Raw genomic sequence first — 23,551 nt, forward strand, 5'->3', positions numbered from 1 at the left:
GCATTACTGACATGACAGAATTTACTGATTTCTTAGGTGAAGTATTCAAGCAGTTTGGTGTTGTGAATACCAGAAGAATGTTTGGTGGGCATGGTTTGTATCATGATGGCGTCATGTTTGGATTAGTCATTGATGAATTGCTCTATCTCAAAGCAGATACATCAATCTCCCACTATTTCGAAGCAAGAAACTTGGGGCAATTTGAATATATGCGAGGCGATAGGATCGTGAAATTGTCTTACTACCTCGCCCCTGAGGAAGTATTTGATGATGTTGATCAAGCGGCCATTTGGGCTCGTCGATCATTTGAAGTGGCTTTTTGGAGCAAAAAAGCACAAAAATAAATATTGAGAATACGACTGCTATCGACGGCGGATTCAAGCAGTCATTAGACATACTGCTTGAATATGGCTTAGGCGCTTTCTAAAGATGCAGGCTATTTTTGACCTGATCGTTCTTTTTCATATTCTTCATATGATTTCTTATTGAGATTTTCTAAACATCTTTCGCTTTCGCCTGGAGGTTGATTACGACAATTATTTTCAGCACCTCTTTTTGCTCCTTCGTACCAAGACTGTGTCGTGCAACCAGCGATGCTAAAAATGAAAAGGCTGGTACAGACAATTACCATGGATTGTTTTGTCTTCATTGCACGTTGCTTTCAGGTTTAAAATTCAATTTCAGAGTCGTCATTCGACCCATAGCGGCCACTGATAAAGAAATCACAAAGATGGATAAATCAATGAAAAACGCCCCAATAAATGGGGCGCTTCATATCAATTAGTACCTAATTAGAACTTGTAAACTAAACCAGCGCTAACTAAGTTCACATTTGATTCGCCAGTACTATCGCTGTTTCCAAGCTTGTTAAAAAACTCGTATTCAGCACGAATACCAACGGTCTCATTCAGATTGTATGTAGCACCAAAACCAATGGTTGGTTTAACATCAGTTGAGCTAGCAGAGGCCGATGCTGTTCCGCCAGGACCTGTTGCTACAACACTTGCTTTTACGCGCGCATCGATAATACCGATTTTACCAAATACAGAAAAATCATTATTGATTGGGTAGATATAAACTACAGAGAGGTTAACACCGCGGGCTTTAGCTTCTGCATTAGCATTTCCACCAGTATAGCTGGCTGAATAACTAGTTTTGCCAAGATCGATATAACCGCCTTCAATAGCAAGATTTTCTGTGAATTGATAACCAAGTTGCAATTTGTAACCAACATCGCTTTCATCAGTTGATGAATTTAATCCTGTTACGCCAGCAGAAACCAACTGACTGTCAATTGATCCCTTATCAAGATCTAATTTAGACCAGCCCACAGAACCAACAGCGTAAAAACCATCTGCTGCATATGCTGGTGCAATTGTAAGTGTTGAAAGAACTGCCAATAGAGCTAATTTCTTCATTTTTATTATTCCCTAGATAATTAAATGTGATATTTGAATACAACTGAGTAATTACTCAATTGCGAGGATACTATGAAATTAAATGCTATTTATTACTTCTCAAAGAAATTTTGTTCGGATAAAGGCTTCTACCGACCCATACCAATCATTCACAAAAGCACTGGTATGGTGACAAATTTAAATTAGTTATTTTGATGAGGCGTTGGTGTTTGGCGATTCCAAGGCCATTTTGCATTCAAGCACGCCTTTCTTACCTACCTCTTCAGATACAGCTTCTAGACCAGCACCGCCAACAAAAACACCCATTTTGATGTATTGACGAACAAAGTAATTCACACCTTTTTGGAATTCTACTGATATCTGATTATCGCTAAATTCTGACTCTGTACTTATAACGTGCGTGCCTGGCGATATCTCTTTGTAAAAGTAAGTGTTGGGAGCTGACTCACCAATAATAACTCCATCGATCGTAACCACTTTTTTTAATGCGCTACCGAAAGAGCTATTTCTATATACATACAGTCCAGATTTTCCTTCTGAGGGGGCTGAGAAGCTCTTCTTTGCCTTATCTGTATCTACTGATGCCATTGGTACCGAAGCACAACCAGTTAAATGTAAAGACGCAATGACTACGATTGAAGTTATTATTTTTTTTAACATGATTTCCCCGTTTTATTGATAAATATTAAAGTTTGATTTTATGGAATAGATTACTAATTAATTACAGATTAACTAACTAGATTATTTCTATTTTCATTTGCTGACAGTTTCTGTTGCAGCTGGCAAAGCAGGTGTGGTTAGGCCTACAGCATTTTCAATATTGTGTAGTACAACTGTAATGTTGTCGGGATAATTGAATCCAGCCCCTGTGTTTCTATCTACGATATAGCCAATCCCTCCGCCTGCGATGATATTGCCCCATACGGCACCATTGCTTTTCGATACCAGAGTTTCATGGCCAACAACATTCCCATCTTTGCTGCAATCAATCGCTAAATCACCCGTGCTTTTATGCACTGTCACACTGCCTGGACTAGTTACGAACCATTTACCCGCATCATTCATAAGAGTGCAACCGACCCCTTGAACTTCTTTATTGTCTTGGATAGTTTGAAGGGAGATTGGTTGTATCTTTTCTCCCGTGATTGATGCGCAACCTGTAACAGCTAGCATGGCTGAAATTGCAAGCAGGTTCTTCATTTATTTCCCCTTTTATACTGTAGAAAAAGGCGCTGCAGCGCCGCCAAACATTGATGCATCTATCTTTATAACTTTATTGAGTGCTCATCAATTAAGAGCAGTTGAAACTTACTTATTATTAATCTATTAAATCACTGAACCACATACTATTTAAGAAAATATTCTCTGGCAAATATTTTTAATACTTTACAGATAAATAAAAATGAAATGACCGCTATTGGCCGTTAGCAGACTCTTCACTCAATTTACATTAATCATTAATTCAGGATTGAATTCAGCGTTTTTTTGAATATGTTCCTGAACATACCCGTTTTACAAGAGAAAAAGGCCGCATAAGCGGCCTTTTATCCTTACAGTTTAATTTTGATACGAGTCAGAACGGAATGTCGTCATCAAAATCGTCAAAGCCTGATCCGCTCGCTGCTGGTTTGGCAGAGGTTGCTGCTGGCGCTGGGCGTTTAGCTGGTGGTGCAGATGATGATGCACCTTGGCTAGGTGCGTAGGATTGATCCTCATCCATGACTTCATAGGTATTACTGCCGCTTTTACCGCCTAGCATTTGCATGCGATCTGCAACCACTTCTGTGGTCTGGCGCTCATTGCCTTCTTTATCTTGCCATTTACGGGTTTGCAGACGGCCTTCAACGTAAACCGATGAGCCTTTTTTGAGATATTCGCCAGCGATTTCAGCAAGCTTGCCGAACATGGAAATACGATGCCATTCGGTGCGTTCCTGCTTCTGGCCGTTTTTATCTTTCCAGTTGTCTGTAGTGGCAATGCTGAAGTTAGCAAGCGCGTCACCTGATGGCATATAGCGCATTTCAGGGTCACGCCCTAGATTACCGACCAAAATTACTTTATTGACTGATGCCATGTTCTCTCCCAATTAATTCCGATGATGTTTCTATGTTCAAGCCTCGCCAATCAGGCGTAACACGTTCTCTTCATCAAACCCTTGCTGCAAGTCTACTTTAAGGATGACTGCGCCTTCGTCAGCAAGGATGACCGCCTCGCGCACACCTGAAACTGCCGCTAATTTTAAAGACAATTCCTGCCCCTGTGTAGCGGTCATTTCAGCCAGATGATACATCTTACTTTTGACCGCAGGCGGCGCTTGCATGGTGAGCGCGCAAATCAACCACATCACCATCAACACACTGCAAAATATAAATACCGATGAAAAGCCATGATAGCTGGATAAGTAACCACCGACTACACCCCCCGCAAATACGCCGAGAGATTGCGATGTGTTGTAAACACCAATCGCCGTTCCTTTTGAGGCCGCTGGAGCAAGCTTAGAAATGATTGATGGCAAGATCGCTTCTAGCGTATTAAAGGCAATAAAGTAACCCGCCAATGAAATCACGATGCCCCAGAAATGCGTAATAGATGAGGCAAATAAAAGCTGAGCCACCAGCATTAATGAGATTGCTGATAAAAACACTTGCTTCAGCTTAGCGCGCTTCTCGCCATAAATAATGGCAGGGACCATCAATGCCAAGCCCAATAGCACCACTGGCAAATACACCTGCCAATGCTGGTTTTCATTCATGCCACTAGATTGCTTGATAGCAAAAGGCACAACAATAAACATGGCCATTTGTGCCGCATGCAGGGCAAAAATACCGAAATTCAAGCGCAGCAATTGTGGGTTGCGGAGCACTTCTTTGAGCTTGGATGGTGAAGCTTCACTATCAGAGTGAAAGCGGCTGACCACTGGGTCTGGCACCAGAAATTTAACATCCAGTATCGCCAAAGCTGCTAGCACACCAGTGAGTAGAAATATGCCGGGCACGCCTATCCATTGGTTCAACGCTGGGGCAATGACGAGTGACAATGCAAAAGTAATACCAATAGTCCCGCCTATCATGGCCATGGCTTTGGTGCGATGTTCTTCTCGCGTGAGATCAGCCACCAGTGCGGTAACAGCAGCAGAAACTGCACCAGCACCTTGGATAGCGCGGCCAACAATGACCATATAGATATTATCGGCAAAGCCTGCAATCAAGCTGCCAATCACGAAGATCACAAGCCCTATGTAGATCAGGCGCTTGCGACCAAAGCGGTCTGAGGCCATACCGAATGGCAATTGAAACATGGCTTGGGTTAAACCATAAGCGCCGAGCGCCAAGCCAATCATCAAATGGTTCTTGCCGCCTGGCAAGGTTTCAGCATAAATAGAGAAAATCGGCAGGATCAAAAACATGCCGAGCATGCGCAATCCATAGATGGACGCAAGGCTCATGCTAGCCCGCAGCTCGACTGCGGACATTCTTTCAGTGGATTCCATGGAAAAAGTTTGAAATGAAGCGAGTAAATTGCGTATATTAGCAGGTTGCCACTTTTAACGTCAGCTAATAGTAATGGACTACATTCGTATACGCGGTGCTCGCACGCACAATCTTAAAAATGTTTCGCTGGACTTGCCCCGCAACAAACTGATTGTCATCACTGGGCTCTCTGGCTCGGGGAAATCTTCACTGGCATTTGACACCTTGTATGCAGAAGGTCAGCGGCGCTATGTTGAGTCGCTATCTGCCTACGCCCGGCAGTTTCTGGCACGCATGGATAAGCCTGATGTGGATTTAATTGAGGGTTTGTCACCAGCGATCTCAATTGAGCAAAAATCTACTTCGCACAACCCGCGCTCTACAGTCGGTACTGTCACTGAAATCCACGATTACCTGCGCTTGCTGTATGCCCGTGCTGGCGACCCAGAGTGCCCAGATCACCATATCAAGCTTGAAGCACAGACGGTTTCACAGATGGTAGATAGCGTGCTGGCTTTGCCAGAAGACACGAAGCTGATGATACTGGCGCCAGTGGTCAGCAACCGCAAAGGTGAGCAAGTTGATTTACTTGAAGAGCTGAAATCACAAGGCTTTGTGCGCGTGCGCGTCGATGGCGAAACCTATGAGATGGATGCGGTGCCTAAACTGGCAAAAACTACAAAACATACTGTAGATGTCGTGATTGACCGTATCAAGGTCAAGCTGGATATGAAGCAGCGTATCGCTGAGTCTTTTGAGACCGCCCTTCGTCTAGCTGAAGGCAAGGCAATTGCGGTGGAAATGGATACTGGCAAAGAGCATCTATTCTCAGCCAAGTTCTCTTGCCCAATGTGCGACTACTCGCTAGCTGAGCTTGAGCCGCGCCTGTTCTCATTCAACAACCCGATGGGCGCATGCCCGAAGTGTGATGGCTTGGGTCAAATCAGTTTTTTTGATCCTAAGCGCGTTGTCGCATTCCCGCATCTTTCGCTGGCTGCTGGCGCAATTAAAGGCTGGGATAAACGTAACCAGTTCTATTTCCAAATGCTGCAAAGCCTGGCTACACATTACCGCTTTGATCTCGATACTGCCTTTGAAACGTTGCCTGCACATACACAGCACATGCTCCTGCATGGCAGTGGCAAAGAGCCCGTGGCATTTAAATACCTGAACGAGCGCGGCACTTTCTTCCAGAAAAGCCATACCTTTGAAGGCATATTGAATAACCTGCAACGCCGTTATCACGAGACTGACTCCACTACAGTACGGGAAGAACTGGCTAAATACCTGAACTCGCAAACCTGCCCGGATTGCGCTGGCACGCGTTTACGCACAGAAGCCAGACACGTCAAAGTTGGCGATAAAAACATTCACGAGGTATGTGAAGTGCCTTTGAAGCAGGCACTTACTTTCTTCGACACACTCACACTGACAGGCGCAAAACTGGCGATCGCTGACAAGATCGTCAAAGAAATCAGCAACCGTTTGAAGTTCTTAACTAACGTAGGTCTTGAGTATTTATCACTCTCTCGCTCTGCCGAAACACTCTCTGGCGGCGAGGCGCAACGTATCCGTCTTGCATCTCAAATCGGGTCAGGTTTAACAGGTGTGATGTACGTGCTGGATGAACCCTCTATCGGCCTGCATCAACGTGACAATGACCGCTTGCTTGAAACCCTGAAACGCCTGCGCGACATCGGCAACAGTGTGATTGTGGTTGAGCATGACCAAGATGCCATTATGTCCGCAGACTATGTAGTGGATATTGGCCCAGGTGCAGGCGAGCATGGCGGCCAGATTGTGGCAGAAGGCACGCCTGCTGAAATTCAGGCCAATGAGAACTCACTTACAGGCCAATATCTGAGCGGCAAGAAACAGATACAGTACAAGAAAAAACGCACCGCCCCAGACCCAGCACGCTGGCTGAATTTGACGCACGCGACTGGCAACAACCTGAAAGATGTCTCCGTCAAAATACCTGTAGGTTTACTCACTTGCGTGACTGGTGTTTCTGGCTCGGGCAAATCCACACTGATTAACGATACGCTGTATCGCGCTGTGGCCAAGCATCTTTACGGCAGCTCAACCGAGCCTGCGGCATACGAAGAGATTGATGGTTTGGCCTTTTTCGACAAAGTAGTAGATGTCGATCAAAGCCCGATTGGCCGCACGCCAAGATCAAACCCGGCTACTTACACTGGCCTATTCACCCCGATTCGCGATCTGTTTGCGGGCGTGCCTGAGTCACGCGCCCGTGGCTACGGCCCAGGCCGTTACTCATTCAACGTAAAAGGTGGTCGCTGCGAAGCCTGTCAGGGCGATGGCGTCATCCGTGTTGAAATGCATTTCTTACCAGATGTTTATGTGCCTTGTGATGTATGCAAAGGCCACCGCTACAACCGCGAGACATTAGAGATATTGTACAAAGGAAAAAATATCCGCGAAGTACTGGAAATGACGGTAGAGCAAGCGCATGAGTTTTTCAATGCCGTGCCTGTGGTACAACGCAAACTTAGAACATTGCTAGATGTTGGCTTGGGCTACATCACCCTCGGCCAATCCGCCACCACGCTATCTGGTGGTGAAGCACAGCGTGTGAAGCTAGCACTTGAGTTATCTAAACGAGATACTGGTCGCACGCTTTATATCTTGGATGAACCAACCACTGGCCTGCACTTTGCTGACATTCAACTGCTCTTAGATGTATTACACAGACTGCGTGATCATGGCAACACGATTGTGATCATCGAGCATAATCTGGATGTGATCAAAACGGCTGACTGGCTGATTGACATGGGCCCTGAAGGTGGAGATGGGGGCGGCATGGTGATTGCAGAAGGTACTCCTGAAAAGGTTGCCGCAAGTGAAGATAGTTATACTGGGAAATATCTTAAACTGATGCTGTAAACGATTTAGCCAGAAAACAGTTCGACGAGAATAGTACGATGAAAATACCTAGGAAATATGAGCTCCTGACATTTGCATTTTTTATGTCCATGATGATGGCATTTATTATGTCAGGCGTGCTTACCGCCTTGCTTACAGGGCTTAATTCAGACTTCTTTTACCATTGGATGCGGGCGTTTGCTACCGCTTGGGTGATTGCATTCCCTGCTGTCACTATAGTTGCACCATTTGCCCGCAAACTAGCGGCATTGGTATTAGAACCCTAAAACACAACTGTCAGCGAGCGCTGACTAAGGCACAGTGACCTGATTCATTCGTGCCTGAATAATATCAGTTTTTCTGGCTAGTCCGCGTGCACCTTGGTGCTTATCGTAAAACCTGGGATTAGGGATCATCGCCGCAAGTTTTGCAGCCTGATAGGCGTTTAGGTTGCTGGCACTTACCTGAAAATAATGCCTGGCAGCGGCATCAGCACCAAACAAACCATTACCCCACTCAATCACATTCAGGTATATCTCAAAGATACGTTGCTTGGTCATCACTTGCTCAAGCATAAGCGTAATAATGGCTTCCTGCCCTTTGCGCCAAGGCGTACGCTTGCTAGATAAGAACAGATTCTTGGCAAGCTGCTGGCTTATAGTAGAGCCGCCAGCGACGATCTTGCCTTTTTTCATGTTCTTGTCGAAAGCCTTTTGCATGCCATCCCAATCAAAGCCCTCATGCTCAATGAATTTTGAATCTTCAGATGCAATCACCGCACGCTTGAGGTTGATGGATATACGCCTGTAATCGACCCACTGATGTTTGAGCACCACATCCGGGTTGTCTTCCTGCATCACTTCAAGACGGGTTTCCATGAATGCGCTGGATGAGGGGTCATGGTTCACCCACCAGCAGATATGCGCAAATATCCAGAGTTGGTACAGCACAACCCAGACCAGCAGCGCGATCAGACTACGCCATAAAAACTGCTTGAAAGTCATACCCTGAAACTAGCAATCACAGGCGCTGTATTCGGCCTGACTTGATGCCACAGGTAAAATGCCTCAGCTGCTTGTTCAACCAGCATACCAAGGCCATCAGCCACCTCAGCGCCATGAGCGCGTGCAAATTGCATGAATGGCGTTTCGCGGCCATACATCATTTCGTAAGCAAGGGCACCTTGAGCAAAAATGCTTTCAGGGAGAGGCAGATGGCTATCACTCAAACCAGCAGAGGTAGCATTGACGATGACATCAAACGCTTGTTCGCCTAAGTCATCGAAGGCATGCGCATTCACCGATACATAACGATGCTCACCCTGCTCAACCACTTTTTTGATCATGCTCAAGGCTTTATCCAATGTACGGTTGGTAATAATGAGCAATTGCGGCTTTTGCTCGAGTATGGGGTGTAGCACCCCTTCAGCCGCACCGCCCGCACCAATCAAAAGCACGCGCTTGCCAGCCAATGAAATATGTAGGTTCTGCTCAATGTCACGAACAAGGCCAACCCCATCCGTATTATCGCCAACAATACCATCTTGATTAAAAATCAGCGTATTCACTGCACCAGCATCGTGCGCACGTTCTGTTAGATGCTGAGCGATACGGAAAGCCTCAAGCTTGAAAGGCACGGTGACATTAGCCCCCTTAAAACCATTCTCTTGCAGCGCTTGAACTGTAGCATCAAAACCATCGAGTGGAGATAACACTCGCGTGTATTCAATATTGAGATGCGTCTCTTCAGCAAATGCCTGATGTATTTGTGGCGATTTGCTATGTGCGATTGGGTTACCAATTACTGCATATTTTTTCAGCATGATCAAACTAGTAGCATTAACCGTGTGTCCACGGCAGCTCGGCAACTTTCCATCCATTGATCTTTCCGCGCTGCTTAGTCTCGGGTTCTGCAGCCCCTTCGAAACCTTCAAGTACGTTGTAGGCTTCAGCAAAGCCTAGCTGATTGGCCAACACGGCAGCATTGTGAGAGCGGCCACCAGTGCGGCATATGAACATGACTAGTGACTCTTTATCCACCTGCATTTCAAGATGCGTTGCAAAGTCTGGATTAGCTTGCCAGCCTGGATAAAATGACCATTCGATAGCTACCGCAGCAGGGATTCTGCCTACCAACTCTAGCTCAGCACGACTACGCACATCGACCAGTTTTGCGGCAGAGGTTAGCGTCAATACATCCTGCGCTTCACTTGGTGTTAATGCGCCCGCGTAAGGTAATTTGTTTTCTTCAGCACGTTGCTTGGCTTTTTCTAAAATGCTACTTAAGGTTTTCATGGTGACTCCGAATTACTATTGTTTTTAAGTTAAACTAATTGGTAGAGCAGGCAGTTAGCTTAATTAAATAACCTTGATGGCCTTAGAGTATAGCTACATTTGCAAGCCCCTGCATCAAGGCTAAGCTGAACGCACCTTTTAAGTGCGCATGCTTTATTGATAGCACTTTATTTGTGCGTTGAATGATATTTTCTTTTCTAAATAACTGTGTGAGAATAGAAATCCAGCTTTTTTGAATGGCATGTTTAATGCTAGTAAAACATGACATATTTTTCCACCCAACTGCACTCAGGAGAACCAAATGGCAGTCGCCGACGTAATGAAAATGGTAAAAGAAAACGACATTAAATTTGTTGATTTCCGTTTCACCGATACTCGTGGTAAAGAACAACATGTAACCGTGCCTGTTTCTGCGTTTAATGAAGACAAATTCACCGAAGGCCATGCGTTTGATGGTTCATCGATTGCTGGTTGGAAAGGCATTCAAGCCTCTGACATGCAACTGATGCCTGATGCAGAAACTGCAAATATCGATCCATTCATGGACGAGCCTACCCTGATTTTAACCTGTGACGTGGTTGACCCAACCGACGGCAAAGGCTATGACCGTGACCCACGTAGCTTGGCAAAACGTGCTGAAGCTTACTTAAAATCAAGTGGCTTAGGTGACACTGCCTACTTTGGCCCTGAACCAGAGTTCTTCATTTTTGACTCTATCAACTGGTCGGTTGACATGAGTGGCTGTGGTGTAAAAATCAATTCAGAAGAAGCTGCTTGGTCATCTGCTGATAAATTTGAAGGCGGCAATACAGGCCATCGCCCAGGTATCAAAGGCGGTTATTTCCCAGTGCCTCCAGTCGATTCATTGCAAGATATCCGCTCTGCAATGAGCTTGACTTTAGAAGCCATGGGCGTGCCTGTTGAAGTGCATCACCATGAAGTTGCAACTGCTGGTCAATGTGAAATCGGTACACAATTCAGCACACTGACCAAGCGCGCTGACTGGACACAAATTCTGAAATACGTAGTACTGAACACAGCACACGCTTACGGCAAAACAGCGACTTTTATGCCTAAGCCTATGTTTGGTGATAACGGTTCTGGTATGCACGTTCACCAATCTGTATGGAAAGATGGCAAGAACCTGTTTGCAGGTAGCGGCTATGCTGGACTGAGTGATTTCGCGCTGTACTACATCGGCGGCATTATCAAACATGCGCGTGCTTTGAACGCGATTACCAACCCAGGCACAAACTCATACAAACGCTTAGTGCCACATTACGAAGCGCCAGTTAAATTGGCTTACTCTGCTAAAAACCGTTCTGCTGCTATCCGTATTCCATTTGTACATTCTGATAAGGCACGTCGCGTTGAAGCACGCTTCCCAGACCCGATTGCTAACCCATACTTGGCTTTCAGTGCCTTGTTAATGGCTGGTCTTGACGGCGTACAAAACAAGATTCACCCAGGTGAGCCAGCAACAAAAGACTTGTACCATCTGCCACCTGAAGAAGATGCATTGATTCCAACCGTTTGTTCTTCACTTGAGCAAGCGCTGGAATATCTGGATAAAGACCGCGAGTTCTTGACCCGCGGCGGTGTGTTCTCTGAAGACTGGATTGACGCTTACATCACATTGAAGATGGAAGAAGTCACCAAGCTTCGTCAAACACCTCACCCAGTTGAGTTCGGTTTGTACTATAGCTGCTAAGCATTGAATCAACTTAGCAACTAGCTAACAACAGCAATAAAAAAGGCGGGGTAACCCGCCTTTTTTATTTTTATTATTCTGCTCAAGTCCCTGCTATTCCACGAACTAGTCCGCAATCACGTTGCCTCAATATTGGTTCTCAACTAAACTAAAGTACATGAAAAAATCATTGTCAGCCCTCTCAGTATTGATCACTGCATGTATATATATACCTAGTGCCTATGCAGACATTTATAGCTGCGTAGATGATAAAGGCCAAACTGCATTTGCTGACTCAAAGAACAAAATAGCTTATAAGAATTGTAAGCTCATCATGCGCGATGATAGCTCGCCCGTTGCTACTTCTGGCATAAGTAATAATGGTACCAAAACCGCCACGCCAATCAACTTCCCCAGAATTGATAAAAAAACCCAAAGCCAGCGGGATGATAAACGCAAAGACATTTTGCAAACTGAGCTGGATACAGAAAAAAAAGCGCTTGCTGACGTGCAAAAAAGTTATGATCAAGATAGTAAAAACGCGGTGTTTATGAGAGCGAATAACATTAAAGAGCCTGCCAAAATCGCACAGTTTGATGACAACCTGAAACGCCAGCAAGATGAGATCAATACTCACCAGCAGAACATAAAACTGCTACAAAAAGAACTGAATTCCATCCAGTAACAACATAACCTCTGGCCTAGCTTTTGCTTATCCAGCTTAATGGATCATAAAATTCCTTCTTCATTCACAGGCCTAGAACATCTTGCTACCGCGGTTATCCTGATCGATACCGAGCGTAAAGTAGTGTATGCAAATCCGGCAGCAGAAATATTGTTTGCCGTAAGCGCCAAGCAGATTACTGATGTCAATATCTCTCAGGTATTTCCTGATTGTGAAATTCTTCACTCGGCCGTTGAAAATGCCATCATTAACAACAGTCCGTTTCGCGAGCATGAGTTTTTAATCACGACCAGCCGCCAGAACTCGATTGCTGTGACCTGTACTGTTACCCCTGTTGACCTAGCTCCAACATGCCTCTTATTAGAATTCCAGCAAATGGATCAACAGTTGCGCATTGCACGTGAAGAGCGGATGCTGATTCAACAACAAGCCAATGCGGAGTTGCTGCGCAACTTAGCACATGAAATCCGCAACCCATTAGGCGGCTTGCGTGGCGCAGCGCAATTATTGGAACATGAGTTACCGCAAGTCAATCTGCGTGAGTACACGCAAGTCATCATCAAAGAAGCTGACCGCCTGCAATCTTTGATGGATAGACTGCTCATGCCACATCGCGTGCCTAAATATGAACCTACCAACGTACATGAAGTATTGGAGCGCGTGCGCAGCCTATTACTTGCAGAATCGCCCAAAGGCATCAGGGTAAGACGTGATTATGATACCAGCCTACCAGAGTTGATCGGCGACCGTGAAAAACTCATTCAGGCAGTATTGAACATTGCACGCAATGCAGTACAAGCTATGCAAGGCCAAGGTGAAGTCATATTGCGTACACGTGCTGAGCGGCAAGTCACGCTAGCCAAAAAGCGCTACCGTGTCGCCATCAAGCTACAGATTATTGATAATGGCCCTGGCATACCAGCAGATATTCGTGAGCGTATATTTTATCCATTAGTTTCTGGACGCGATGGCGGTACGGGGCTTGGACTGACTCTGGCACAAACATTTATTACGCAACATCATGGCATGATCGACTGCATCAGCCAGCCGGGCAATACCAACTTTACTATCCTGCTACCCATCGAAACAACCGCCTTAAAAGGGTTTATCGTAAGGCAATAATCAACACTGCAACATTAGACTGAAACAATAGGCTTAATATGAAATCAATCTGGATCATCGACGACGACAAATCAATCCGCTGGGTGTTTGAAAAAGCACTGGCACGCACAGACATGCAGTTCAAAACCTTTGCCTCTGTGCCAGAAGCGCTGAATGCACTCAATCATGATGAGCCGCAAGTAGTCGTCAGCGACATCCGCATGCCAAATGGCTCTGGCCTAGATTTCCTGCAAGTGCTGAAAGAACGGCTGCCAGAAACCCCAGTAATCATCATGACAGCCTATTCTGATCTAGAAAGCGCAGTCGCCGCATTTCAAGGTGGCGCTTTTGAATATTTGGCCAAACCTTTCGATGTTGATCAGGCAATCGATGTTATTCGCCGCGCAGTAGAGGAAAGCATGCGTCAGGCGACTGAAACCGTAGATACGGAAGAAACGCCAGAAATCATTGGTCAAGCGCCTGCCATGCAAGAAGTATTTCGTGCGATTGGTCGTTTAAGCCGTTCGCACGCCACTGTATTAATCAACGGTGAATCTGGTACAGGCAAAGAACTCGTTGCCAGCGCCTTACATAGGCATAGCCCGCGCGCTGATAAAACTTTTATAGCCATCAACACTGCTGCTATCCCAAAAGATTTGCTGGAGTCCGAATTATTTGGCCACGAACGTGGCGCATTTACGGGTGCTCAAGCCGCAAGACGTGGCCGCTTTGAACAAGCAGATGGTGGCACGCTATTCTTGGATGAAATCGGTGATATGCCATCCGATTTGCAAACCCGCCTTTTGCGTGTATTGTGCGACGGTCAGTTTTATCGGGTCGGCGGCCATCAACCTGTTAAGGTCAACGTACGCATTATCGCCGCCACCCATCAAGACCTTGAAGAGCGCGTCAAGCTAGGACTCTTCCGTGAAGACTTATTCCACAGACTCAATGTCATTCGCCTACGCCTACCTCCACTACGTGAACGACGTGAAGACGTACCATTACTGGTCAAACACTTCCTCCAACATAGCGCGCACGAGCTAGGAGTAGAAACAAAACAACCTTCAGCCGCAGCATTGCGTTACCTAGCCACCATGAGCTGGAGTGGTAATGTACGTCAACTTGAAAACGTATGCCATTGGCTCACCGTCATGGCACCAGGCCAAAATATTGATGTAGCCGATTTACCACCAGAGCTTAAAGAAGATGGGTCCAAACCACTCAGCGCATCATCATGGCAAGAAGCACTTGCCTCTGAAGTGATGGATGCACTCAATCGTGGTGAGCAAGAAATCCTGGAAACTCGTACCAAAGAGTTTGAAAAAATACTCATCAGCAAGGCCCTAGTTCATACGGGTGGTCGTCGCATAGAAGCTGCCACTCAGTTAGGTATGGGACGTAATACATTAACGAGAAAAATACAGGAATTGGGAATCGAAGAGTAATCTCTGACTCACTAGCATCTTAGTCAGATGCTAGTGAGTTTCACTGCTACTTGCTTGGTAAAGAAACTAAAGCAAAGATATTCGTACTTCCAGCCATAGACAGCAACTGCCTCCTGAAAAGCCTTGAACTCGTCTTCGCGCCAATGGGCGTTACCGATATATTCATCAAATATAATCACTGTACCAACTTGCATGCGTGGCGCAAGTAGATTCAAAACAGTCTTGGTTGAGCTGTAAATATCACAATCTACGTTCACCAGCCTGACTGGCTCAGTATGCTCCGCAAGAAACTCCGGCAGGGTTTTATCAAACCAGCCCACATGCAAGTGCACGTTTTCAGGCACCTCAGGAATCACACCCTTGGTGGTATAACTACCTTTGGGTTCGTGGTGCCATTCATCGGGCAAACCCTCAAAACTATCAAATCCATGCACTTGCTGATCCACCAAATCGGCAAGCATATGAATTGAGTTACCAAAACGCACTCCGAATTCCAATACCAATCCCTGAGTAGATGCATGCTTCATCGCATACTTGAATGTATTGATAGCACTACCCATAATAGGCAATCGATACTCACTCGACAATTTAATGTACTGCCAAGCATCGTATCTGGCTTGGTAAAGCATGCCAGCTTGCCTCGCACGCTCTAAATATGAGTTAACCTCCTTATCATTCGCAGCATAATCAGTCAGCAATCCAACCATAAATATTGCGTCTATATCTCTCGAATTGATTATTAATACTTTTCTAAGACTTGTAATTGCTTGTTCTGGGTTCTCTGCATCTAATACAGCGGCATGCAAGTTATAGTGCGCATCTGCGCAATCAGATTTCAAACGAATGGCTTGCTGATATTTCTTGATGGCCTCATCCAGCTTGCCTTGTTCATGATATGCCAGACCCAGATTGCTAAACGATTCGGGGTTTCTTGGATTGAGTTTTATGGCTAGAGAGAGTAATTCAACGGCTTCTTTTGTCTTGCCATGATGGAGCGATAACGTTCCAAGTAAATGCAAGGCTTCTGGTTGGCGAGAGTCTGATTGCAGGACTTCGTGGCAGATATCTTCTGCATCCCTTATTTGGCCAAATCGATAGAAATTCCAGGCAGCTTGCAATGCAGCAGTTTGCTTGTTTTTATGTGTTGCGTTTCGAGTGGCCATAGGATTATTTACATTGAAACGTTAATTCGCGGTTAGTGCCTCTATTATCTTCTACTTTTTTTAGCTCTGAGTAATTACCTGAGCATGCTTGGGATGCTTTATGGAAGCAACTAGCCCAGTCCTCAACCGCACCACCACAACTCGTATACATAATCTTCTGGCTTGCATCTTTCACAATGACTGGTTGCATTTCACCATGCATCAATTGAGCGCATGCTGTTAAGGTGAGGATTAAGAATATCAATAAATATTTCATATGTAGCTTTCGTAAAAATGAAATAAAAACGGCACCCGTAGGTGCCGTTTTAAGCTTGAACCAACTACTAAATCAGACTAGTAGAACAGGATCGCGCCAAGTGAGATTGTACGTGCCTTACCTTCGCCATCGGTAGCGAAAGCACGGTCGTTTTCAATCTTGTTGTCTGTGTATTCAGCAACCAGATTCAGACTCTTGGTCAAAGGATGGTAAGCGCCAACGATCCATGACTTGTTGGTGAATTCACCACGGCCATCTTTCAGATCGGTCTTGCTTTCACCCCAGCTTGCGCCAAGCTTGGTACCAACACCAGGAATGGTGTAAGTAGCTTGTACATAGCCACCATTGTCATCACCTTTAGTAGTACCAGCAAAACTTGTACCGCCGTTCAGAGCCAAGTTTGTACCAGTTACTGAAGAACCTGAAGACAAGCCTTTACCATCGTAGTAGTAACCAACCAAGCCGAAGCCATAAGCTGATACTTTACCGCCGATATCAATACCTGTTGTTGTGTAGCCATCAACGTTGGTTGAAACAGCAGCAAATGGGTTACCTAAAGCATCTACGCCTGCAGCAGTAGTTACTACGCCAGCTTCATGTTTTTCAGTAATACCACTCAACCAAACTTTACCAGTTACGTCAGTAGCAGCGAAGTCATAGCTTAACTTACCTTCGAAACCAAGGTTGTGGTTTGAAGCGTCAGCACCGTTTTTATAACCTTCTGTTGCACCTGCAGCAAAGCTGAAGCCATTCCAGTTAGGTGATGCATAGCTGATTTGGCCTTTCCAGTCAGCGTACATGTAACCTGAACCAATACGACCCAAAGTTGATGAGCCACCAGCACCAGCACCAGCACCAACGCCAAGCAATGTCATGTCTGAAAGAATAGCATCAGAACCGAATATGCCTAAGTCACGACCAGCTTTAATCGTACCCCAGCTAGCATCACCGAAGCTCAAGTAAGCTTGACGAATATTTAGTGAGTTGTTACCAAATGCTTGACCACTACCGGAATCGGTACCTGTAAAGAATGTGAATTGAATAGCAATATCAAGATCATTTTGACGGGTCTTAGCACCGATACCCAGTGCTGATGGTAATAGACCAGTTTGGATTGTGTTAGTGGTTTTGCCAGACAAATTACCTGAGTAATTTGTATTGTTGTAGTAGGTGTTCACGTTACCGCCCAAATCAACAGTCCAGTCACCAGCAGGGATAATGATACCAGCGTTTGCAGCAGAAGCGCCGAATGCTAATACAGCACCAGCAACCGCTAAACTTAGTTTCTTATTCATTTAAAAGTCTCCTAAATATTTCTAATTAATATCGTCAAATCCATCACTCTAAATTTGACTTTTTAAGTTTGCGAACCTGACGAATTTCTATTCGCGAACCCCTCTTACGAAGAGCTAAATGGAGTATGCCAAAAGCGGTGGTTTGCCTGCAAGCAAACTTTACGGTTTCTGTAATAATTTGTAACATTTAATTATTTTGTTGTAGATATACAACAGTAAAGCTAACAATTACATACAGACTTAAAGGTTAATAACTAGAAAAAAACGCCAATATCTCTTGCTATGACTGGGCTTGCGTAGAATATTAAAAGGCCGAGTGACCAGTTTATTTATGTTTAGACCATCAAGATAACCAGTAACAATTAGCCTACAGCTCTCGCTCCGACACAGCATAAATACGCTGGTGTTCGCGTATGGCATAGCGATCTGTCATCCCTGCAATATAGTCGGCCACGGCGCGTGGTTTATTTTCAACTGCTTTCAATTGAAAATCATCTGGCATCAGCTTGATATCTTCAACAAATGCATTGAACAGCTCTTTGATAATGCGATTAGCTTTTGCGCTCATACGGTTAACACGGTAATGCTGATAAAGTTTGGTACGCAAAAAACGCTTAAGCGTGAGTTGCTGTTCGTATAACTCAGTACTGAACGCCATGAGCTGTGGCAGATTGCGCACCTCTGCAATAGTTTGCGGGCTTGCTGCTTCGATATTGTTGGCACTCGTATTACATAGGTCTGTAACTAGTGCATTGATCATTCGGCGCACTGTTTCGTGTATTAGGCGCCTATCAGTTACTTGCGGATATTTTTCTCTAACAGCTGCAAGCTGGTCGGCAAACAGCGGGACGTCTTCTAACTGCTCAAGCGTAATCAAACCTGAGCGCAGGCCGTCGTCCACATCATGATTATTGTAAGCAATTTCATCTGCGAGATTAGCAACTTGCGCCTCAAGCGAAGGTTGGGTTTTATTGATGAAGCGTTCGCCTACATCACCCAGCAATTGCGCATTTTTAACTGAGCAGTGCTTGAGTATGCCTTCACGCAGTTCAAACGTAAGGTTTAAACCATCAAACTCAGCGTAATGCTGCTCCAGTTGATCAACTACGCGTAAAGATTGCAAGTTATGTTCAAACCCACCGAAATCTTGCATGCATTTATTCAGGGCATCTTGCCCCGCATGGCCAAATGGTGTGTGCCCTAAATCATGAGCAAGGCAGATGGCCTCAACTAAATCTTCATGTAAGCCTAATGTGCGGGCGATAGTCCTGCCTATTTGTGCCACCTCCAAACTATGTGTTAGCCGGGTGCGGAACAAATCACCCTCATGGTTCACAAATACCTGGGTCTTGTATTCTAGCCGTCTGAATGCGGCTGAATGAATAATACGGTCACGATCACGCTGGAATTCATTGCGGCTTTGTGGTGGAGCCTCTTTGTGCTTACGCCCCAGGGTAAGTGCTGGATCAGCTGCATACGGGGCTAGTTGGTTCAATGAATTACCTATCATGATTATTTTAAGATTTACGGTGCTAATGACAAGGTGTCGCGTAATTTTTGTGTATCGTAATCACTAGTAATCACGGATTTACCAATGCCTTGTTGTAATACCAATCTAATTTTTCCATTCTCGACCTTTTTATCTAAGCCCATAAGATCAAGGTATCGATCAACACCTAAATCAGGTGCATCTACAGGTAATAGTGCAGCCTTTAAAATTTGGCTGATGCGTGCAAATTGTTCAGCATCTAACCAACCTAGTCTGCGTGAAAAATCGGCAGCTAATACTGTACCTGCTGCAACAGCTTCGCCATGCAGCCAAACGCCATAACCCATAGCGTTTTCGATAGCATGACCAAAAGTATGGCCCAGATTCAATAGCGCACGCTCGCCACTTTCTCGTTCGTCTGCCGACACTACTTCAGCCTTATTCTCACATGAGCGATAAACCGCATAAGCAATTGCTGCAGACTCTAACTTAACCAAATCAGGCATATTTTTTTCTAGCCATTCAAAGAATGGCAAATCACGAATTAAGCCATATTTGATCACTTCGGCTAAACCAGCGGATAGTTCACGTGTAGGTAAAGTTTTTAAGGTTTCTATATCAGCAAGTACCACTTGTGGCTGGTAAAAAGCACCGATCATATTTTTGCCAAGCGGATGATTGATGCCAGTTTTGCCACCTACGGATGAATCCACTTGGGCCAATAGCGTGGTAGGGATTTGTATAAAAGGTACCCCACGTAAATAGGTCGCTGCTGCATATCCTGTAAGGTCGCCAATTACGCCACCACCTAATGCAATCAGTGTTGTATTACGCTCGCAACGGTTCTGCAATAAAGTATCGTATATCGTATTGAGCGTCTCGGCATTTTTAAAACGCTCTCCATCAGGCAATATGATATTGGTAATTGATACACCCTCACTCGTTAAAGTTTGGGTCAATTTTTCGAGATAAAGTGGCGCGACTGTCGTATTAGTAACAATCGCTACCTGTTTGGATTTTAAATACGGCAATATAAAATCTGCCCGACTGAGCAAGTCTTGCCCAATATGAATTGGATATGATCTATCGCCAAGAGAGACTTGTAGTGTTTGTGTCATTGGTTAATCTGTTCTTCTATATGGTGCAGAATATTGCTTACTGGCTGACCGCCCGTATCAACAATATAAGTCGCAACTTCTCTATACAATGGGTCGCGTTGCTCAAACAGCTCTTCTAATTTGGCGCGCGGATTATTATTTTGCAACAAGGGACGATTTTTATCATTGCGTGTTCTTAACCACAACTCATGGACATTTGCCCTGAGATAGATCACTGTGCCAGCACCTTTGATAACTTCGCGGTTTTCTTTACACAGCACCGCACCACCGCCAGTAGCAAGTACCACATCCTCAAGATTTGTTAACTCTTGAATCATCTGGCTTTCACGCTTACGAAACCCGGCCTCGCCCTCAACCTCAAATATATATGGCACGGTAACGCCAGTTCTGCGCTCTATTTCTTGGTCTGTATCGTAGAACGATTTATTGAGATGCTTAGCAAGCAAGCGTCCAACTGTTGTTTTGCCTGCCCCCATTAACCCTACAAAAATTATATTGCCATCCATAAAAAATGCCCATCATGTTCATGATAGGCATTTTAAGTGATATCAGCTTAACTGTCAGATATGACTACCGAACAGATAGATTATCATCAAGAATTCTAGGAGTGATAAATATCAACAACTCTGTTTTATCATTCTGGCGCGTTGTTCTTTTAAACAGGTTACCAAGATATGGAATGTTGCCAAAGAAAGGCACTTTATCAATATCAATACGTTCAGTTTGTTGGTATATCCCCCCCAAGACTGCTGTTTCACCATTTGAAACTAAAACCTCGGTTTTAACACGCTGTGTATCAATAGATGGAACACTATTAAAGATTACCCCAACTTGATCTTTTTTAACCTCAAGCTTCATGTTGATTTTGTCGTCTGGTGTAATTTGCGGCGTAACCGTCAACTTTAAAACTGCATCCTTAAATGCTACTGCTGGCACCGTAGTTGCACTCGAAGCAGGGGTTATATATGGAATCTGCGTACCTTGCTCAATAATGGCTTCTTGCTGGTTGCCTGTAGTCACTCGTGGACTCGAAACAATTTTTCCTCGGTTATCAGTTTCCAATGCAGACAACTCAAGGTTAAGCAAAAAGTTTGCAGGCAATCTAAATAGACTAAAACCTAAGCTACCATAGGCTGCTGATACAGGTAGGTTGACATTTAATGCATCTGTGGAAGTCTTGACATTTGTGGTCCCAGTAGCAAGACCCTCAGCACCAGAAGCAGTACTGCTGATTCCGTAACCCCCGTTCGCTGTAGAAGTTCCTTTCTGTATACCAAATCTGGCACCAAGAGTTTTACCAAATTTCTCATCTGCAATCACCAACCTAGATTCAATCATCACCTGTCTGACTGGGATATCAATTTTGTTGATGATTCGTTGTACTTCCTCAAGATGCCTTGCTGTGTCTTGTACAAACATTGTATTTGTACGAGGATCCATTACCGCGCTACCGCGCTTCGATAGTATTTTTTGATTTTCATCAGTAAGAATAGTCTTGAAAGATTCTGCTTTCATATATTTGAGCGTGAACACTTCAGTACGCAATGGTTCTAAATCATCGATTTGCTGATTAGCTTCTAACTGCAATTTTTCTTTGGCAGTTACTTCATCCAACGGAGCGATTAAAACGACGTTACCTGTTTTGCGCTGTGTTAACCCTTTGCTTTGCATAATAATATCCAAAGCTTGGTCCCAAGGCACATCTTTCAAACGAAGAGTCAGATTGCCTGTAACAGTATCACTTGTAATTATATTGAGGCCTGTGAAATCAGCAATAACTTGCAATACGGAACGAATGTCAATATTTTGAAAATTAAGTGATAGTTTTTCTCCGCCATATCCAGGCTTGCCATTTTGAACGAGGCGATTGGGGTCATCTGGTATTGGTCTTACATCTACAATAAACTTTTTATCTGCTTGATAGGCTGATTGCTCCCAATTACCTTGGGGTTCAATCACAATTCGCGTATTTTTGCCTTGTTTCATCGCATCCACGTAGAGAACTGGCGTATTGAAATTAATAACGTTAAGTCTGCGTTGCAAGTTCGCAGGTATATCAGTATTAATAAAATCAACTACAATGGTTTTACCTTGCTGACGAATATCAATACCCGCAGCTGCATCTGATAAGTCAACCATAATCCGACCTTCACCATTTTTCCCACGAATGAAATCGATATTATTTAGCATGTGCGGGACATCACCAGCCTTTACTTCTGCAAAACGCGTTACATTAGCAGGCGTATCAGCAGTTATTTCGTTTGTCTGCAAAACAATGGTAGTTTCATTACCACTTACATTAGTGCTGTAGCCCACAGACTTGGATAAATTAAGCACCATGCGCGTTCTATCTTTAGCCTGCGCAAGACTAATACTCTTAAGCGCACCTTGATCTGCACTGAGGTTGTTTTTAGCAAGACCACTCGCAACACCTGGAAAATCAAGCGCAATTCGTGGTGGATTAGTTAATGTAAAACCAGCAGGAACATTACTGAGTGCTTGAGAAGTTTTAATTTTAATAGCTACTCTGCCACCAGGTAGAGTTGAAAAATCCACTTGTTCAATCTTGTTGCTCAAGTCTGGTTGATCCTCAGCATTTGCACTAGCAAAATAAAGGGCTGAGAAGCCAATTATTATTTGAAACAGAAAAGTATTTAAATATTTTTTTCTCATTGTTTTCACCCTTATTCCTGCAAATTAATGCTTGAAGTACGATCTGTCCAATCGCCCGTCAAATCATCTTGAACAATTTCTTTAATCATTACAGCGTTATCACTGATCTCAGTAACTATTCCAAAGTTCTGTCCCAAATAATTACCTATTTTGACTTGTTGTATATTTCCGTCTGGGGTTTTAATTAGCGCATATGTTAATTTCTGTTTTGCCAGCAAACCAACATATTTAAGACTTTCTAGTGGATATGCCTCTAATGGTTCTTTAGGCCTAACCAAATTAGGCTGTATCCCGCCCGTTGAGCTATTTTTTGCTTTCCTAGCCTTAAAAGGATCATTTAGTTGACCATCAGCGTTAAATTCTGTTGCCGTATAAGGCTTTACTTCTGGAATGGGATCAATTTTAGGCTGCATATCATTAGCGGCGGTACTCATAAACTGATCTAGGTCATCGCCTTGATTTGACCCGCATGAAATCAGCAAAAATACACATACCGTGATCAGCATTGATCCAGCTGACAAATTTAATTTCTTATTGTAATCATTGAGAATTGTCATAATTATCG

Annotated in this window: 23 protein-coding genes; 7 read left to right on the top strand and 16 right to left on the bottom strand. The window is 44.4% G+C overall.

Going from position 1 to position 23,551, the window contains the following annotated elements; genetic code table 11:
• Window positions 1–11 precede the first annotated feature (11 nt).
• Window positions 12–344 carry a TfoX/Sxy family protein gene (locus ZMTM_RS12040; RefSeq protein ID WP_221764073.1) on the top strand — a complete coding sequence of 111 codons (333 nt, stop codon included), beginning with the start codon at window positions 12–14 and terminating at the stop codon, window positions 342–344.
• Window positions 345–436: 92 nt separating this feature from the next.
• On the opposite strand, the gene ZMTM_RS12045 is transcribed toward ZMTM_RS12040, so the two are convergent.
• The 6 genes from ZMTM_RS12045 to ZMTM_RS12070 form a co-directional block, all read right to left on the bottom strand.
• A complete protein-coding gene (locus tag ZMTM_RS12045) occupies window positions 437–649 on the bottom strand; it encodes a hypothetical protein (RefSeq protein ID WP_221765736.1) in 213 nt (70 codons plus the stop codon).
• A 142-nt stretch (window positions 650–791) separates the two neighbouring features.
• On the bottom strand, window positions 792–1,418 hold the full coding sequence (locus ZMTM_RS12050; RefSeq protein WP_221764074.1) for an outer membrane beta-barrel protein: 627 nt from the start codon (window positions 1,416–1,418) through the stop codon (window positions 792–794).
• Window positions 1,419–1,604: 186 nt separating this feature from the next.
• Complete coding sequence (locus ZMTM_RS12055) at window positions 1,605–2,078, bottom strand: DUF2846 domain-containing protein (protein WP_221764075.1); 474 nt, start codon at window positions 2,076–2,078, stop codon at window positions 1,605–1,607.
• Window positions 2,079–2,171: 93 nt separating this feature from the next.
• Entirely contained in the window at window positions 2,172–2,618 is a 447-nt protein-coding gene (locus tag ZMTM_RS12060) for a hypothetical protein (RefSeq protein WP_221764076.1), read from the bottom strand.
• Between the two features lie 373 nt (window positions 2,619–2,991).
• Window positions 2,992–3,492: a single-stranded DNA-binding protein gene (locus ZMTM_RS12065; protein ID WP_221764077.1), complete on the bottom strand. Its 501-nt coding sequence runs from the start codon at window positions 3,490–3,492 to the stop codon at window positions 2,992–2,994.
• A gap of 36 nt (window positions 3,493–3,528) precedes the next feature.
• Complete coding sequence (locus ZMTM_RS12070) at window positions 3,529–4,908, bottom strand: MFS transporter (RefSeq protein WP_221764078.1); 1,380 nt, start codon at window positions 4,906–4,908, stop codon at window positions 3,529–3,531.
• A 73-nt stretch (window positions 4,909–4,981) separates the two neighbouring features.
• Between ZMTM_RS12070 and uvrA the strand changes: the two genes are divergently transcribed.
• Window positions 4,982–7,795, top strand: a complete 2,814-nt coding sequence (gene uvrA, locus ZMTM_RS12075) for an excinuclease ABC subunit UvrA (RefSeq protein WP_221764079.1) — start codon at window positions 4,982–4,984, stop codon at window positions 7,793–7,795.
• A 38-nt stretch (window positions 7,796–7,833) separates the two neighbouring features.
• Window positions 7,834–8,061, top strand: a complete 228-nt coding sequence (locus ZMTM_RS12080; RefSeq protein WP_221764080.1) for a DUF2798 domain-containing protein — start codon at window positions 7,834–7,836, stop codon at window positions 8,059–8,061.
• A 24-nt stretch (window positions 8,062–8,085) separates the two neighbouring features.
• Here the strand turns inward: ZMTM_RS12080 and mtgA are convergent, their stop codons facing one another.
• The 3 genes from mtgA to ZMTM_RS12095 are packed head-to-tail and all read right to left on the bottom strand — an operon-like array spanning window position 8,086 to window position 10,068.
• Window positions 8,086–8,778 carry a monofunctional biosynthetic peptidoglycan transglycosylase gene (gene mtgA / locus ZMTM_RS12085; RefSeq protein ID WP_221764081.1) on the bottom strand — a complete coding sequence of 231 codons (693 nt, stop codon included), beginning with the start codon at window positions 8,776–8,778 and terminating at the stop codon, window positions 8,086–8,088.
• Window positions 8,775–9,596, bottom strand: coding sequence for a shikimate dehydrogenase (gene aroE, locus ZMTM_RS12090; protein WP_221765719.1), 822 nt, complete (start codon window positions 9,594–9,596; stop codon window positions 8,775–8,777). Before aroE ends, mtgA begins: the two co-directional genes overlap by 4 nt.
• 16 nt (window positions 9,597–9,612) lie before the next feature.
• Entirely contained in the window at window positions 9,613–10,068 is a 456-nt protein-coding gene (locus ZMTM_RS12095; RefSeq protein WP_221764082.1) for a rhodanese-like domain-containing protein, read from the bottom strand.
• Window positions 10,069–10,369: 301 nt separating this feature from the next.
• Between ZMTM_RS12095 and glnA the strand changes: the two genes are divergently transcribed.
• The 4 genes from glnA to ntrC all read left to right on the top strand — a co-directional run bounded on the left by glnA (window position 10,370) and on the right by ntrC (window position 14,992).
• Complete coding sequence (gene glnA / locus ZMTM_RS12100) at window positions 10,370–11,779, top strand: type I glutamate--ammonia ligase (RefSeq protein ID WP_221764083.1); 1,410 nt, start codon at window positions 10,370–10,372, stop codon at window positions 11,777–11,779.
• A gap of 157 nt (window positions 11,780–11,936) precedes the next feature.
• Window positions 11,937–12,443: a DUF4124 domain-containing protein gene (locus ZMTM_RS12105; protein ID WP_221764084.1), complete on the top strand. Its 507-nt coding sequence runs from the start codon at window positions 11,937–11,939 to the stop codon at window positions 12,441–12,443.
• A gap of 39 nt (window positions 12,444–12,482) precedes the next feature.
• Complete coding sequence (gene glnL / locus ZMTM_RS12110; protein WP_221764085.1) at window positions 12,483–13,565, top strand: nitrogen regulation protein NR(II); 1,083 nt, start codon at window positions 12,483–12,485, stop codon at window positions 13,563–13,565.
• Between the two features lie 38 nt (window positions 13,566–13,603).
• Window positions 13,604–14,992: a nitrogen regulation protein NR(I) gene (gene ntrC, locus ZMTM_RS12115; RefSeq protein ID WP_221764086.1), complete on the top strand. Its 1,389-nt coding sequence runs from the start codon at window positions 13,604–13,606 to the stop codon at window positions 14,990–14,992.
• A gap of 23 nt (window positions 14,993–15,015) precedes the next feature.
• Here ntrC and ZMTM_RS12120 read toward each other — a convergent pair whose 3' ends face one another.
• The 7 genes from ZMTM_RS12120 to ZMTM_RS12150 form a co-directional block, all read right to left on the bottom strand.
• Complete coding sequence (locus tag ZMTM_RS12120; RefSeq protein ID WP_221764087.1) at window positions 15,016–16,155, bottom strand: tetratricopeptide repeat protein; 1,140 nt, start codon at window positions 16,153–16,155, stop codon at window positions 15,016–15,018.
• A gap of 333 nt (window positions 16,156–16,488) precedes the next feature.
• Window positions 16,489–17,706, bottom strand: coding sequence for a porin (locus ZMTM_RS12125; protein ID WP_221764088.1), 1,218 nt, complete (start codon window positions 17,704–17,706; stop codon window positions 16,489–16,491).
• 367 nt (window positions 17,707–18,073) lie between these two features.
• Window positions 18,074–19,201: a deoxyguanosinetriphosphate triphosphohydrolase gene (locus ZMTM_RS12130; RefSeq protein WP_221764089.1), complete on the bottom strand. Its 1,128-nt coding sequence runs from the start codon at window positions 19,199–19,201 to the stop codon at window positions 18,074–18,076.
• Window positions 19,202–19,230: 29 nt separating this feature from the next.
• Window positions 19,231–20,313, bottom strand: coding sequence for a 3-dehydroquinate synthase (gene aroB / locus ZMTM_RS12135; protein WP_221764090.1), 1,083 nt, complete (start codon window positions 20,311–20,313; stop codon window positions 19,231–19,233).
• Complete coding sequence (locus tag ZMTM_RS12140) at window positions 20,310–20,819, bottom strand: shikimate kinase (RefSeq protein WP_221764091.1); 510 nt, start codon at window positions 20,817–20,819, stop codon at window positions 20,310–20,312. Before ZMTM_RS12140 ends, aroB begins: the two co-directional genes overlap by 4 nt.
• Before the next feature lie 64 nt (window positions 20,820–20,883).
• A complete protein-coding gene (gene pilQ / locus ZMTM_RS12145) occupies window positions 20,884–22,986 on the bottom strand; it encodes a type IV pilus secretin PilQ (RefSeq protein WP_221764092.1) in 2,103 nt (700 codons plus the stop codon).
• A gap of 11 nt (window positions 22,987–22,997) precedes the next feature.
• Complete coding sequence (locus ZMTM_RS12150; RefSeq protein ID WP_221764093.1) at window positions 22,998–23,543, bottom strand: pilus assembly protein PilP; 546 nt, start codon at window positions 23,541–23,543, stop codon at window positions 22,998–23,000.
• Between the last annotated feature and the right edge of the window lie 8 nt (window positions 23,544–23,551).

Origin of the sequence: Methyloradius palustris, assembly GCF_019703875.1 — a bacterium.
Lineage (GTDB): Bacteria > Pseudomonadota > Gammaproteobacteria > Burkholderiales > Methylophilaceae > Methyloradius > Methyloradius palustris.